Genomic DNA, 13,218 nt, shown 5'->3' on the forward strand with positions numbered 1-13,218 from the left:
CAATTCATTTTTACCATAGTAACAGATTGCCTAGAATGCGCTGGCTTAATACATCGGAGATTCAAATGCGTAGCTATCTGTTATTGCTGGCCATTGGCCTGCTGTGGGGTTCCCAATTCATTTTCATGCACCAGGCCGTTGCCGAGTTGCCCCCCATTCTGGTGGCTGCCGGTCGTGCCCTGTGCGGCAGCCTGACGCTGGGTCTGCTCTGCCTGTTCATGCGGCTCAAGAGTGAGCACACCCCGTGGCGCACCTATATGCTGATCGCCCTGCTGGATGCCACCATCCCCTTCATCATGGTCGCCTGGGGCCAACAGTATGTGGATAGCGCCATCGCCGCCGTGGTCATGGGTTGTATCCCGTTTGTGACCATTCTGGCTGCACCGCTGTTTATTTCTGGTGAAAGAATCACCAAAACCGGTCTGCTTTCCGTGATCATCGGCTTTGCCGGTGTACTCACCCTGTTCTGGCCGAAACTCTCCCAGGGCATGAACGCCGGTCTGCTCGGTGCCATGGCCATCCTGCTGGGTGCCAGCTGCTTCGCCATCGGCCTGCTGATGATCAAGCGCTTCGCCAAGGACCATCCGGTCGTGGTCGCCCGCAATATCCTGATCTCCTCGGCAATCCAGTTGCTGCTGGTCGCCCCCTTCATGGTTGACCTCGGCAGCCTGACCCTGCCGAGCACTCAGGCCCTGAGCGCGATTACCGTGCTGGGTACCCTCTGTACCGGTCTGGTCTACTTCCTCTACATGGCGCTGATCCAGAAGGCCGGTCCGACGTTCGCCTCCTTCAGCAACTATCTGGTGCCGCTGTTCGGCGTGATGCTGGGTGCCCTGTTCCTCGGCGAGCAGATCCACCCCACCACCGGCGTGGCACTGGCCCTGATCCTCGGCTCGGTCGCCATGAATCAGTGGGCCCAGCAGCGTCGTGTACAGCGTGAGGCAACCCTATGTCAGGCATCTTGACCACCCTGTGCGGCGGTCTGGTCCTGATTGCCGGCTGGCAATATCGCCAGCGACTGGCGGGCATGCTGGGGCTGTTGATGGTACTGCTGCCCTGGTTCTTCGATAGCAAGCTGCAAGCCATGCTGAGCTATGCCCTAAATGCCTGAAGTCCATCTCTGAATGTGTGACGAGAGTCTATCTCTCCTGTTTTGGGACTGTTTTAAAAAACCTCCGATTTGTCCCCCGCTACCGGCGCTCTGCGCCGGTTTTTTTATGCCTGCCAGCCGGCGTCAGATCAGATAGCGATAGCTGAGTCGCTCGTTCTTGCGCGGCCCGGTGATCTGCCAGCTCAGCAAGAAACCGCCGTCGATCTCGGTCAACTCGGCGCTGTAGTGATCCGCCCCGCACAGGTGTGGCTCGGCGGTCCGCCAGCGGCCATCCCCTTGCGGCAGCAGCTCGAACAGCTCGACCGGCTGCACATAACGCAGATGAGAGAGGCGGATCCCTCGCCCACTGCGTTGCCACCAGAAGCGGTTGTGCATGGCAAGCTCCCGCCCGTGGGGCGTTGTGTAGCGGCCCTGCTCGCTAAACAGCCAGCCACCCTGATGATCGGTCACCTGCACACGCCCCTCGCCCCTGCCATTCCAGTCGGTCGCCGACCCCTCGCCATTGCTGGCGGTAAAGGAAAATGCTCCGACCTGTGGCAATCGCGCCCATAAACGCTGGATTGCCGCCTCCATCTCGGCCATCATAGCCCCCTTAAAATTGACAACTGACGACAAATCAAACACATGAACTACTTGATAGGGGTCACCCTGCTCTGGTCATTCTCCTTCAGCCTGATCGGGGTCTACCTCGCTGGTCAGGTCGATGCCTACTTCTCGGTGCTGACCCGCATCGCCCTCGCCAGTCTGGTGTTTCTCCCCTTCCTGCGCCGCCGCTGGCTGCGCCCCGATCTGGTGGCCAAGCTGATGGCGCTGGGCGCCATCCAGCTCGGCATCATGTATCTCTTCTACTACCACTCCTTCCTGCTGCTGACGGTGCCGGAAGTGCTGGTCTTTACCATCTTCACCCCCATCTACGTCACCCTGCTGCATGACCTGCTGGAAGGGCGCTTCAAGCCCACCTATCTGTGGGGCGCCCTGCTGGCAGTGCTCGGGGCTGCCGTCATCCGTTTTGATGGCCTGACCGAAAGCTATGTGCTGGGATTTCTGGTGGTGCAGGGGGCCAACCTCTGTTTCGCCCTGGGTCAGGTGGGCTACAAGGTACTGCTGGCGCGGGAGGCGGAGCAACCACCGCAACTGGCGGTGTTCGGCTGCTTCTATCTGGGGGCGCTGGTGATCGCATTGCCCGCCTGGTGGCTGCTGGGCACGCCGCAATATCCAACATCAGGGTTGCAGTGGGGCATTCTGCTCTGGCTGGGGGTGGGTGCCTCCGGCCTCGGCTACTTCCTCTGGAACAAGGGGGCGACGCTGGTCACCAGCGGGGTGCTGGCCATCATGAACAATGCGCTCATTCCGGCCGGCTTGCTGGTCAATCTGCTGCTCTGGGGCAAGGATACCGACCTGACCCGGCTGACCATCGGCGGCCTGCTGATGCTGGCCTCGCTCTGGATTTGCCAGCGTGACAAGCGCGGCCAGCACTGACCACACTCAGCCGACGACGGTGTTGTGCTCCCGTCTGGCTTGACTGTGACAGCTGGCCAGCCGGGCCAGCAGATGATCGAGCTGCTCGCCAGCCTGACTCTGCACCAACCCGATGCTGATGGTGACCGGCCGCTGTGAAAGCAGGCTGGCATCGGCAATCTCGAGGCGCAGCCGCTCGGCGATCTCCAGCGCACTCATCCGCTCGGTCTGGGAGAGCATCAAAATAAAACCGTCCTCATCCCAGCGGGCGAAGGGATCTTCCCGCCGCAATTCGTGACGCACAATACGCGCCAGCTTGGCCAGCATGGCGTCGCAGGCCGCTTCGCCAAACAATTGTTGGATTTTGGCCATGTGATCGACCGAGAACTGTAGCAGACAGAAAGTGCCGCTCTCGGTCGCCAGCCGCTCCTCCAGAAGCTGTTCGAAGCGGCCACGGCTCTCCAGACCGGTCAGCGGATCGGTGCCATGTCGCTCCTCCACCAGCACGACGGCGGGATCGAGATGGCGCACCACGCCAAGCAGATGGCCCCGCTCATCGCGACGCATCCGCTCTTCCAGCCGGATGTAGTGGCCGTGGTGGTGAAGAATGCGATATTCGAGGCGCAGACCGCTGCTGCGACCGCTCTGGCAGGCGAGCAGGGCATCTTCCAGCCGGGCAACATCGTCGGGATGAACTCGATCCAGCCAGCCAAGATCATCCGGCCAGCACTCTCCCAATCCCAACAGGCGCAGGCAGGAGGGATCACGCTGCAACCCATGTTGGGCTGACCAGCTCCAGATCCCCGCCTCCAGCAGCGCCATGGCATCAGACAGCAGACCCGGATCAAGCCGGGCAGTCACATCGACCAAAGGTGTCTTGAGCATTTCCATGGAGCGCCTCGAAACAGGATCTGAATACCTGCTCAATAAGTAACATTGGCGTTCACGCCGAGCAACAGGGTCAGAGCGCTTTTCCCTGATACCCGTTCATCAAGGTCTGCCAGTTCTCCGGTACGAAGTGGAAACTGGTGTGCAGTTGAGACTCTTTATTGAATGAACGGAGCAAGCGTTCCAGATTGGCCTTCTGCCATTCGCCGGGGGAGCGGATCGCCCCCTTGTCAAAATCGATCACCCACACCTTGCCCTCTTTATCAAGCAGCAGGTTGTGGCTGTTGAGATCGGCGTGATAGACCCCGGCATCGTGCAGCTGACGCACCGTCTGACCGATCTTGTGCCACACCTCGGTCGCCACCGGCCCCTGCTTGAGCAGCGCCACCATATCCTTGGCACCGCGAATTCGCTCGATCAGGATATCGGCACGATAGAATGGGCCCTGTTTGACCATGCGGGCACCAAACGGACGCGGCACCGGCAGCCCCAGCTCGCACAGCTTGGCCAGCAGGGTGTATTCGGCCATGGCGCGGCTCGACTCGACCCCTTCGAACCAGAAGCGATCCCGCACCACCTTGCCCACCATGCCGCCACGATAGTAGTGGCGCAGCACCAGATGGCGGGACTCATCCTTGACGAACCAGGTCACTCCCCGTCCGATGGAGGTCCCCACCACCTGACGGTTGTTCTGCCACCAGGCAGGATCGAATAACTGGGGAGAAGGGTCGCGAAAGGCCCCTTCGGCATACCAGCAGATCTGGTTGTGTTCGGTCTGTACTCGCATCGTGGAGATCCCGCTCGGTGGGTCATGGATCGCAATTTTTCAATTGGCGATGAGGCTGCCGCTCTGGCATGCCCGCAATAGTGGCCTTTAATCAACGACGTGCAGAGACAGGTCATGGCGCTGGGCCCGGCCTATCCTGGCTGACGATTGTGCGCAATTTTACAATCCAGAGGGGAGTTTGCATAATGCCATCCACCCTTTTTGCCAGCCGTGCGCCACAACATGCCGCTATTTCAAACGCCCCCCTCCTCCATCTGCATCCTGCGGCTCTCCGCCATCGGGGATTGCTGCCACGCACTGGCGCTGGTGCGCGTCATCCAGCGGGAGTGGCCACAGACCCGTATCACCTGGATCACCGGCAAAATCGAGGCAACCCTGTTTGCCGATCTGCCCGGCGTCGAGGTGATCCCCTTCGACAAGAGCAAGGGGTGGCGCGGCTATCGCGATCTCTGGCAGACCCTCAAGGGGCGCAAATTCGATGCCCTGCTCCACCTGCAGGCGGCGATGCGAGCCAGCATCGCCACCCTCGGCATCAAGGCCAGGGTCAAACTCGGATTTGATCGGGAACGGGCCAACGACGGCCAGTGGCTGTTCACCAACCACAAGGTGCCTTCGCCTACCTCCCCCCATGTGCTGGACGGTTTCCTCGCCTTCGCCAAAGAGCTCGGCATCAAGGATCTGACCCCGGACTGGCAACTGCCCATCAGCGCCGAACATCAGGCGTGGGCAAAGGAGAAGATTGGCGGCAAACCAACCCTGCTGATCTGCGCTGCCGCCAGCAAGGCATTCAAGAACTGGACTGCCGCAGGCTATGCCGCGCTGGCGGATCACGCCGCCAGCAAGGGCTTTCAGGTCTATCTCTGCGGCGGGCCGGCCAAACTGGAGCGGGACCTGGCTGCCGACATTCAGCGCTTAAGCCAGAGCAAACCGGTCGATCTGGTGGGGCAGACCAACCTCAAGCAGCTGCTGGCGCTGATTGGCGAGGCGAGTCTGGTACTGGCCCCCGATACCGGCCCCACCCATATGGCGACCCTGGTCGGCACGCCGGTGATTGGCCTCTATGCCCACCACAATCCTGCGCGCACCGGCCCATATCTCTGCCGCGACTACGTGGTCAGCGTCTATCAGGAGCTGGTCGAGCAGGAGACCGGCAAGCCGCTGGCCGAGCTTGGCTGGCGAACCCGCCTCAAGGACCCGGAGGCCATGGCCAAGATCACCCATGAGCAGGTGATCACCGCCTTTGACCGGCTCTGCGTCGATCGCCAGCTGCCGAACTGACAGGGCACCTCGGGAATTCCGAGCCATCAGGCAGGGATAACCTGATGGCCTCTTCCCACCCCAAAAGGCACAATCAAGGCTGATGTGGGTTACGCTCCCGCAGCAAGCTACGAATACTTTGATCGGCTGGAATATGATTCCGGCCGTTTTTTTATTCGCCGCATTCTGGTAAAATTCGCCGCCTTTACATCCTCCTGACTCAATAATTTTCCGCGTTTTGCGTTTGGCTGTCTCCCTTTCGGGCACAAGACGGCGGCCTCTGCTACAACCAAAACAGCGGTTTCGATTAAAGGTAATAACATGGCGCAACAAGGCACTCTCTATATCATCTCTTCTCCGAGCGGCGCGGGTAAATCCAGTCTGCTCAATGCCTTGCTGACCCAACATAACGCTGCGGGCAAGATGCAGCTGTCGGTTTCCCACACCACTCGCGCCACCCGCCCGGGCGAAGAGCACGGAGTCCACTACCACTTCGTCCAGGTGGAAGAGTTCAAGGCACTGATCGAACGCGGCGATTTTCTGGAGTGGGCCGAAGTGTTCGGCAACTACTACGGCACCTCACGCGCCGCCATCGAAGCCTGTCTGGCCAAGGGGATCGACGTATTCCTCGACATTGACTGGCAGGGTGCCCGCCAGATCCGCGAGCAGATGCCGACCAAATCCATTTTCATCCTGCCCCCCAGCCGCGAAGAGCTGGAACGCCGCCTGATTGGGCGCGGTCAGGACAGCGCCGAAGTGATTGCCGGCCGGATGGCGAAAGCCATTGCCGAAATGGTGCACTACGACGAGTATGACTATGTCATTATCAATGAAGACTTCGAGCAGGCGCTGTTCCAGCTCAGGTCCATTATTGAGTGCCAACGGCTGGAGATGCGTCACCAGCAACAGGCTCAAAAAAACTTGCTGCAACAGCTACTGGCAGAGTAAGCCAAAAACAAGTAAACTTTTGCGTCATTTTTAAACACTGCTTTTCTAAATACAGAAAGCCCAAACACTGGAGTCCTGCATGGCACGCGTTACTGTAGAAGATGCTGTAAAACAGGTAGGTAACCGTTTTGACCTGGTGCTGGTCGCCGCGCGCCGCGCTCGTCAAATCGCGGTACAAGGCAAAGATCCCCTGGTCGACGAAGAGAACGACAAGCCGACTGTGATCGCCCTGCGTGAGATCGAGCTGGGTCTGGTGAACAATCAAGTGATGGACACCCAGGACCGCTACGAACAGCAAGAGCAGGAAGCCGCCGAGCTGGCTGCCGTTGCTGCCATCGCCGAAGGCCGCGGTTAAGTTATTCCTCCGGTTGGCACCCGCCCGGGTGCCGACTGTTCATCCCCATTTACAACCGCTCGAAAACCTCGCAAACTCAGGGCTATACCCTCAATTCCACGAATTGCCGTTTCACCGCTGCGGGGACTGTCTTGTATTTATTTGAAAACCTTAAAGAAATAGCCAGTTCCTACCTGCCGCCAGAGCAGGTTGAGAAGCTCAAGCAAGCCTATGTGGTGGCCCGTGATGCCCACCAGGGTCAGATGCGTTCCAGTGGCGAACCCTATATCACCCACCCCGTTGCCGTTGCCCGGATCCTGGGTGACATGCGCCTCGATCATGAAACCCTGATGGCCGCCGTACTGCACGACGTCATCGAAGACACCTCTGTTACCAAGGCCGATCTGGCCGAACAGTTTGGCAATGCGGTTGCAGAACTGGTGGCCGGGGTCTCCAAGCTCGACAAGCTGAAATTTCGCGATCGCAAAGAGGCGCAGGCCGAGAACTTCCGCAAGATGGTGATGGCAATGACCCAGGATATCCGGGTCATTCTGATCAAGCTGGCCGACCGCACCCACAATATGCGCACGCTAGGCTCCCTGCGCCCTGACAAACGCCGCCGCATCGCCCGGGAAACCCTCGAAATCTTCGCCCCCATCGCCAACCGCCTCGGTATTCACACCATGAAGAACGAGCTGGAAGAGCTGGGCTTCGAGGCGCTCTATCCGATGCGATCCCGCGTGCTGCGCGAATCGGTGCGCCGTGCCCGTGGCAATCGTCGCGAGATCATCGACTCCATCCAGAGCGAAATCAGCGGTCGCCTGAAAGAGGCGGGGATCGAGCATCAGGTCAGTGGCCGCGAGAAGAATCTCTTCTCCATCTACAACAAGATGGAGAAAAAAGAGCTGCAATTTCATGAGGTAATGGATATCTACGCCTTTCGGGTAAAAGTGAAGGACATAGATACCTGTTACCGGGTGCTGGGGCAGATGCACAGCCTCTACAAACCGCGCCCCGGCCGCTTCAAGGATTACATCGCCATCCCCAAGACCAACGGCTACCAGTCGCTGCACACCTCTCTGGTGGGGCCGCACGGGGTACCGGTGGAGGTGCAAATTCGCACCGAGTTCATGGATCAGATGGCCGACAAAGGGGTTGCCGCCCACTGGGCCTACAAGCAAGATGGCGACAGCTCGGGCACTACCGCCCAGATCCGCGCCCAGCGCTGGATGCAGAGCCTGCTGGAATTGCAGCAGAGCGCTGGCAGCTCCTTTGAATTTATCGAAGGGGTCAAAACCGACCTCTTCCCCGACGAGATCTACGTCTTTACCCCCGAAGGGCGCATCATGGAGCTGCCCGCTGGCGCCACGCCGGTGGACTTCGCCTACACGGTGCACACCGACATCGGCCACGCCTGTGTCGGCTCCCGGGTCGACCGCCACCCCTACCCGCTCAGCAGCCCGCTGCACTCGGGTCAGACGGTGGAGATCATCACGGCGCCGGGGGCTCGCCCCAACGCGGCCTGGCTCAACTTCGTGGTGACCACCAAGGCACGCTCCAAGATCCGCCAGTTCCTCAAGAACTTGCGCACCGAAGAGTCGGTGGTGCTGGGTCGCCGCCTGCTCAACCATGCGCTGGGCGCCAAAAATATCGAAGATATTCCCGAGCCGCGCATCAAGCAGGTGCTGGCCGATACCAAGCATGAGAACCTGCAGGGGCTGCTGGCCGATGTGGGCCTCGGCAACGCCATGAGCGTGATGGTGGCACGCCGCATGCTGGGGGATGAACTGCCGCCGGAAGAACAGCCCAAAACTAGCAGCAAGAAGATGCCGATCAAGGGTGCCGACGGCATGCTGGTCACCTTCGCCAACTGCTGCCGCCCGATCCCGGGGGATGCCATCATCGCTCACATCAGCCCGGGCAAGGGTCTGGTGATCCACCAGGAAGCCTGTCGCAACATCAAGGGCTACAGCAAGGAGCCGGACAAGTACCTGCCTGTACAGTGGGAAGTGGACAAGGAGCAGGAACAGGAGTTCCGCACCGGCATCAGCATCGAGATCGTCAACCATCAGGGTGCGCTGGCCGAGCTGGCCAACGTGATTGCCGCCACCGGCGCCAATATTCACGCCATCAGCACCGAAGAGAAGGATGGCCGGGTCTATCAGGTCAGCCTGCTCATCACCACCAAGAGCCGCATCCACCTGGCCAACATCATGCGCAAGATCCGCGTGATGCCCAACGTGCTCAAGGTGAGCCGACAGAAGAACTGAACACAGGCGGCGCAAGCCGCCTGCTGCTTTTATAGAGACAAGCCATGACCCCCGAACGCTTCAAGCGCATCACCGACATGCTGGCCCAGCGTCAGCTCGATTTGACCGTCTGTATGGAAGAGGTCCACAAACCTCACAATCTGGCCGCCATCGTGCGTACCGCCGATGCCATCGGCATCCACCGGGTACACGCCGTCTGGCCCAAAACCTGGATCCACAAGCGCAAGGGCACCGCCCGCGGCAGCCAGAACTGGGTAGATGTAAAACTGCACCCGGATATCGGCACAGCCGTTGCCGAGCTGAAAGCCTCCGGCATGCAGATCCTGGCAACCCATCTCTCTGACAGCTCGGTCGATTTTCGCGCCATCGATTACACCAAACCAACCGCCATTCTGGTGGGTCAGGAGAAGCACGGCATCGGTGAAGAGGCGCTGGCCCTGGCCGATCACCATATCGTCATCCCCATGGTGGGCATGGTGCAGTCCCTCAACGTCTCGGTGGCTGCCGCCGCCATCCTCTACGAAGCCCAGCGTCAGCGCGAGCTGGCCGGTTGCTATCAGCGCGGCTGCCCGCTCACGCTGGAGGAGCAAAACAGCATCCTGTTCGAGGGTGGATATCCCATCTATGCCCAGCTCTGCAAAGAGAAAGAGATGCCCTACCCCCAGCTCGGCCCGGCCGGTGAAATTCTGGCGGACGAAGAGTGGTGGCAACGGATGCAGCTGACCCGCAAAGGGTGGGCACAGCAGAGCGAGCAGGACGACCTACAGGAGGAGTGATGGAGAACCCTTTTGGCAGCTGGCTGGAATCGCAAATCATTCGGGATCACCTGACCAACCCGAACATAGAGGCCGGCGACTACAGCTATTACTCCGGCTATTACCACGGCAAGCCGTTCGAGGATCACTGCGTCCGCTACCTGCTCGGTGATGGCTCGACCCGCGACACCTGGGAAAGCGGCCTCTGGGGCGAGGTGGATCGGCTGCTCATCGGCAAGTTCTGCTCCATCGGCTCGGGCGCCACCTTCATGCTGGCGGGCAATCAGGGCCACCGGCTGGATTGGGTTTCCACCTTCCCGTTCAACCCCGACACCTTTGGCGAAGGGGCCCGCAGCGGCTTTCTGCGCAAGGGGGACACCCGGATTGGCAACGATGTCTGGATCGGCTCGGAAGCGATGATCATGCCCGGCATCACCATAGGTGACGGCGCCGTCATCGCCACCCGCGCCGTGGTGACCAGGGATGTGGCCCCTTACACCATAGTCGGCGGCAACCCGGCCCAACCGATCCGCCGCCGTTTCAGCGATGAGCAGATCCTCATGCTGCAAGAGATGCAGTGGTGGGACTGGCCCCTGCCTCGCTTGCAAGCCAACATGGCGCTGCTCTGCTCGGGAGATATCGCCGCCCTTTATCACCATTGGCAACAGGAGTGTGCCTGATGAAACCCCTCTCTCTTTCCCTGTTGGCCCTGACCCTATTTTCTGCCGGAGCCCTTGCCGTGACCAATACCTATCAGCTCACCAGCGAAGCCGATGTACCCAACCTCTACCAGCAAACCCTGCCCGACTTCTGGCGCCAGCATGCGGTTGAAGGGGAGTTCAAGGGCAAGGACGGGGTGACCATCCGCTATGCTGCGCTACGGCAAGCCAAGGTTGATCGCGCCATCCTCATCGTCAATGGCCGGGTCGAGAGCTACCTCAAGTATCAGGAGCTGGCGTGGGATCTCTGGCGTCAGGGCTACAGCCTCTATCTCATCGACCATCGCGGTCAGGGGATGTCCGGCCGGATGCTGGATGATCCACAGAAGGGATATGTCGACCAGTTCGACGATTATGTGGTCGATCTCAAGCAGTTTCACGACCAGATAATCATGGCGGACCAGCCTGCCAAGCTGTTCCTGCTGGCCCACTCCATGGGTGGCGCCATCTCGGCCCGCTATCTGGAACGCTGGCCCGATGATATCAAGGCGGCCGTGCTCTCCTCCCCCATGCTGGGCATCAATCTCGGCGGTCTGCCCAAGTGGCTGGCCAAGGGATTGGCGAGCACCATAGGCACGGTCGGCGGCTGGATTGGTGAGCCTCCCTACGGCCCCGGTCAGGGAGCCTATCAGGATCACGGCTTTGCCGATAACGAGCTGACTCACAGCCAGTCCCGCTATCAGGCGTTCCGCCAAATCTACGAACAGCACCCGCAGATCAAGCTGGGTGGCGCCACCGCCCACTGGATTTATCAGGGGATCACTGGTGCCGATGCCGCCATCGCCGATGCGAGCGCCATCAAAACCCCGCTGCTGGTGCTGCAGGCTGGCAGCGACAGCGTGGTGGACAATGCCGCGCAGGATCGCTTCTGCACCATTGCCAAGTGCGAAGGGGGCAAACCGCTGCGTATCGAGGGCGCCTGGCACGAGCTGTTTATCGAATCCGATGACAAGCGCCAGCCCGCCCTGACCGCGATGGTCGACTTTTTCGCCCGCTTCTGAGCTGGCTATTTTTTGTAACCCTAAATAAATGGGGTGACAGTGCGGGCTAAGGTAAACTGCCCCTGTTTTCAATCGATGCCGAGGTAATGATGTTCAAGGTAGTTGTATCCGATCTCGATGGCACTCTGCTCAACAAGCAGCACCAGATCTCTCCCCGTACCCGGGATACCCTGCACCGCCTGGTAGAACAAGGTGTGAAATTCGTGGTCGCCACCGGCCGTCATCACGTTGACGTTCGCAGCTTCCGCGATGCGCTGGGAATGGACATCTACCTCATTACTTCCAATGGCGCCGTGGTCCATGACAAACAGGACCAGCTGATTTTCAACCAGCCGCTGCCGACCGAGATCGCCGCCGAACTGATTGCCCTGGAGCGCGACCCCTCTATCCACCTCAATGTCTATCAGGGTGATGACTGGGTGGTGGAAGAGGAGCTGCCTTGGCTGCTGCAGTTCCACGACGAGTCAGGGTTCACCTACCGTCTGGTCGATGACCTGAAACAGGAACCGAAAGAGCAGATCAACAAGGTGTTCTACATCGGCGACCACGAGAAGCTGCTGAAGATCGAGGCGCACCTCAACCAGCGCTATGGCGATCAGCTCAACGTCACCTTCTCCCTGCCGGACTGCCTCGAAGTGATGCACGCCGGGGTGCACAAGGGCAATGCTGTGCGTGCCGTGCTGGAGCAGAACGGGTTCGATATGTCGGAGGCGATCGCCTTCGGCGATGGCATGAACGACTTCGAGATGCTGACCATGGTGGGACGCGGTATCATCATGGGCAACGCCCACGACCGCCTGAAAATGGCGCTGCCGGAGTATGAGCAGACCCTCACCTCCGACGAAGATGGCGTCGCCGTCTATCTGGAGAAGCTGTTCGAGCTGGAGAGCGTCAGCGCAGCCTGATCCTCTTCAGCCCGCCATCCGATTCAGCAAAGCCTCACCATGTGAGGCTTTGTTTTTTCAAGGTTTCCAGCCAGGGATTGGGCCGCTGCCAGCTGAAGCTCTGGTTCGCTCCGCCGTAGCATTCGGCCAGCCGCAGCGGCGTGCCGGGGGTATGGCGTCGACCGGCCACATCGAGGCAGCGGGAGACCTTGCTGTTGAACAGCCTGTCTTTCTGCCACTCCCACTGCGCCTGACCGTCACAGGGTGCAAGCATCACTTCGCTGTCATTCTTGGCTTGCAAACAGAGATCCTGCAGGCGCAACTCACCCAGATCCCACTCGAACAGTTGATCGTCTTTTCCGCTGCAAGGTTGTGCCAACACCTTTTTTTGGGACACGGCAACGCAAAAATCACCGCTGGTCAGCAAGGGGGAGAGAGAGCGCTCCTCCTGCGGTTGTGAAGCAATGGAGCCCATCATCACATCGGTGGATGGCGGCTTGATGGTACAGCCACCCAGCAGCAAGGCAGCCAGCAGGGCAGGAGAGCAAGAAAAGGAAATTTTGTTATTCATGGAAAAATGCCTGAAATGGGCCGATGACATCCGGTTGTCAGTGACTCGAGGCTGAAGCATAACCGAAAGGCGGGGCGCGCTGCCCAAATAGAGTGTAAACAGACGTAACAGGGAGAGAGTACTGGCACGGCGGAGGCCAGAAAGCAAAAAACCCCGCCGAAGCGAGGTTTTTCTAAATGTGGTCGGTGATAAAGGATTCGAACCTTTGACCCTCTGGTCCCAAACCAGATGCGCT

The 13,218-nt window shown here is 59.9% G+C and carries 15 protein-coding genes; 11 read left to right on the forward strand and 4 right to left on the reverse strand.

Annotation, left to right across the window (positions count from 1 at the left end; genetic code table 11):
* Positions 1-65: 65 nt before the first annotated feature.
* Together AACS18_RS22035 and AACS18_RS22040 are read left to right on the forward strand one after the other, a co-directional pair.
* On the forward strand, positions 66-965 hold the full coding sequence (locus tag AACS18_RS22035; protein ID WP_058056571.1) for a DMT family transporter: 900 nt from the start codon (positions 66-68) through the stop codon (positions 963-965).
* Positions 950-1,111 (forward strand): hypothetical protein, encoded by a 162-nt coding sequence (locus AACS18_RS22040; RefSeq protein ID WP_100652191.1) that lies wholly within the window; start codon positions 950-952, stop codon positions 1,109-1,111. The genes AACS18_RS22035 and AACS18_RS22040 overlap by 16 nt, the downstream gene beginning before the upstream one ends.
* Before the next feature lie 123 nt (positions 1,112-1,234).
* On the opposite strand, the gene AACS18_RS22045 is transcribed toward AACS18_RS22040, so the two are convergent.
* Positions 1,235-1,696, reverse strand: a complete 462-nt coding sequence (locus AACS18_RS22045) for a DUF6314 family protein (protein ID WP_108613335.1) — start codon at positions 1,694-1,696, stop codon at positions 1,235-1,237.
* 39 nt (positions 1,697-1,735) lie between these two features.
* Here AACS18_RS22045 and AACS18_RS22050 point away from each other — a divergent pair, with 39 nt between their 5' ends.
* Complete coding sequence (locus AACS18_RS22050; RefSeq protein WP_108613336.1) at positions 1,736-2,590, forward strand: carboxylate/amino acid/amine transporter; 855 nt, start codon at positions 1,736-1,738, stop codon at positions 2,588-2,590.
* Positions 2,591-2,596: 6 nt separating this feature from the next.
* On the opposite strand, the gene AACS18_RS22055 is transcribed toward AACS18_RS22050, so the two are convergent.
* Positions 2,597-3,460: a sensor domain-containing diguanylate cyclase gene (locus tag AACS18_RS22055; protein ID WP_181363355.1), complete on the reverse strand. Its 864-nt coding sequence runs from the start codon at positions 3,458-3,460 to the stop codon at positions 2,597-2,599.
* A 70-nt stretch (positions 3,461-3,530) separates the two neighbouring features.
* Positions 3,531-4,244: a 3-deoxy-D-manno-octulosonic acid kinase gene (locus AACS18_RS22060; protein WP_005339249.1), complete on the reverse strand. Its 714-nt coding sequence runs from the start codon at positions 4,242-4,244 to the stop codon at positions 3,531-3,533.
* Between the two features lie 222 nt (positions 4,245-4,466).
* Here AACS18_RS22060 and AACS18_RS22065 point away from each other — a divergent pair, with 222 nt between their 5' ends.
* From AACS18_RS22065 to AACS18_RS22100, 8 genes are all read left to right on the forward strand, one after another.
* Entirely contained in the window at positions 4,467-5,522 is a 1,056-nt protein-coding gene (locus tag AACS18_RS22065; RefSeq protein WP_108613344.1) for a glycosyltransferase family 9 protein, read from the forward strand.
* 300 nt (positions 5,523-5,822) lie between these two features.
* Positions 5,823-6,449, forward strand: a complete 627-nt coding sequence (gene gmk, locus AACS18_RS22070; protein ID WP_005357125.1) for a guanylate kinase — start codon at positions 5,823-5,825, stop codon at positions 6,447-6,449.
* Between the two features lie 79 nt (positions 6,450-6,528).
* Positions 6,529-6,804 (forward strand): DNA-directed RNA polymerase subunit omega, encoded by a 276-nt coding sequence (gene rpoZ / locus AACS18_RS22075; protein WP_005307060.1) that lies wholly within the window; start codon positions 6,529-6,531, stop codon positions 6,802-6,804.
* Between the two features lie 131 nt (positions 6,805-6,935).
* Positions 6,936-9,053, forward strand: a complete 2,118-nt coding sequence (spoT, locus tag AACS18_RS22080; protein WP_005339255.1) for a bifunctional GTP diphosphokinase/guanosine-3',5'-bis pyrophosphate 3'-pyrophosphohydrolase — start codon at positions 6,936-6,938, stop codon at positions 9,051-9,053.
* 44 nt (positions 9,054-9,097) lie between these two features.
* Positions 9,098-9,829 (forward strand): tRNA (guanosine(18)-2'-O)-methyltransferase TrmH, encoded by a 732-nt coding sequence (trmH, locus tag AACS18_RS22085; protein WP_005355744.1) that lies wholly within the window; start codon positions 9,098-9,100, stop codon positions 9,827-9,829.
* Positions 9,829-10,488, forward strand: a complete 660-nt coding sequence (locus AACS18_RS22090) for a CatB-related O-acetyltransferase (RefSeq protein ID WP_108613337.1) — start codon at positions 9,829-9,831, stop codon at positions 10,486-10,488. Before trmH ends, AACS18_RS22090 begins: the two co-directional genes overlap by 1 nt.
* Positions 10,488-11,528 (forward strand): alpha/beta fold hydrolase, encoded by a 1,041-nt coding sequence (locus AACS18_RS22095; RefSeq protein WP_108613338.1) that lies wholly within the window; start codon positions 10,488-10,490, stop codon positions 11,526-11,528. The genes AACS18_RS22090 and AACS18_RS22095 overlap by 1 nt, the downstream gene beginning before the upstream one ends.
* Positions 11,529-11,617: 89 nt before the next feature.
* Positions 11,618-12,433, forward strand: coding sequence for a Cof-type HAD-IIB family hydrolase (locus AACS18_RS22100; RefSeq protein WP_108613345.1), 816 nt, complete (start codon positions 11,618-11,620; stop codon positions 12,431-12,433).
* A gap of 34 nt (positions 12,434-12,467) precedes the next feature.
* On the opposite strand, the gene AACS18_RS22105 is transcribed toward AACS18_RS22100, so the two are convergent.
* Positions 12,468-12,983 carry a ricin-type beta-trefoil lectin domain protein gene (locus AACS18_RS22105; protein ID WP_108613339.1) on the reverse strand — a complete coding sequence of 172 codons (516 nt, stop codon included), beginning with the start codon at positions 12,981-12,983 and terminating at the stop codon, positions 12,468-12,470.
* Positions 12,984-13,218: the final 235 nt, after the last annotated feature.

It is taken from the genome of Aeromonas sp. HMWF015, from assembly GCF_963878965.1.
GTDB classification, from domain to species: domain Bacteria; phylum Pseudomonadota; class Gammaproteobacteria; order Enterobacterales; family Aeromonadaceae; genus Aeromonas; species Aeromonas veronii.

Coding starts and splice junctions, on each gene's coding strand:
- AACS18_RS22035 (WP_058056571.1), top strand. CDS start 66: ATGCGTAGCTATCTGTTATTGCTGGCCATTGGCCTGCTGTGGGGTTCC.
- AACS18_RS22040 (WP_100652191.1), top strand. CDS start 950: ATGTCAGGCATCTTGACCACCCTGTGCGGCGGTCTGGTCCTGATTGCC.
- AACS18_RS22045 (WP_108613335.1), bottom strand. CDS start 1,696: ATGATGGCCGAGATGGAGGCGGCAATCCAGCGTTTATGGGCGCGATTG.
- AACS18_RS22050 (WP_108613336.1), top strand. CDS start 1,736: ATGAACTACTTGATAGGGGTCACCCTGCTCTGGTCATTCTCCTTCAGC.
- AACS18_RS22055 (WP_181363355.1), bottom strand. CDS start 3,460: ATGGAAATGCTCAAGACACCTTTGGTCGATGTGACTGCCCGGCTTGAT.
- AACS18_RS22060 (WP_005339249.1), bottom strand. CDS start 4,244: ATGCGAGTACAGACCGAACACAACCAGATCTGCTGGTATGCCGAAGGG.
- AACS18_RS22065 (WP_108613344.1), top strand. CDS start 4,467: ATGCCGCTATTTCAAACGCCCCCCTCCTCCATCTGCATCCTGCGGCTC.
- gmk (WP_005357125.1), top strand. CDS start 5,823: ATGGCGCAACAAGGCACTCTCTATATCATCTCTTCTCCGAGCGGCGCG.
- rpoZ (WP_005307060.1), top strand. CDS start 6,529: ATGGCACGCGTTACTGTAGAAGATGCTGTAAAACAGGTAGGTAACCGT.
- trmH (WP_005355744.1), top strand. CDS start 9,098: ATGACCCCCGAACGCTTCAAGCGCATCACCGACATGCTGGCCCAGCGT.
- AACS18_RS22090 (WP_108613337.1), top strand. CDS start 9,829: ATGGAGAACCCTTTTGGCAGCTGGCTGGAATCGCAAATCATTCGGGAT.
- AACS18_RS22095 (WP_108613338.1), top strand. CDS start 10,488: ATGAAACCCCTCTCTCTTTCCCTGTTGGCCCTGACCCTATTTTCTGCC.
- AACS18_RS22100 (WP_108613345.1), top strand. CDS start 11,618: ATGTTCAAGGTAGTTGTATCCGATCTCGATGGCACTCTGCTCAACAAG.
- AACS18_RS22105 (WP_108613339.1), bottom strand. CDS start 12,983: ATGAATAACAAAATTTCCTTTTCTTGCTCTCCTGCCCTGCTGGCTGCC.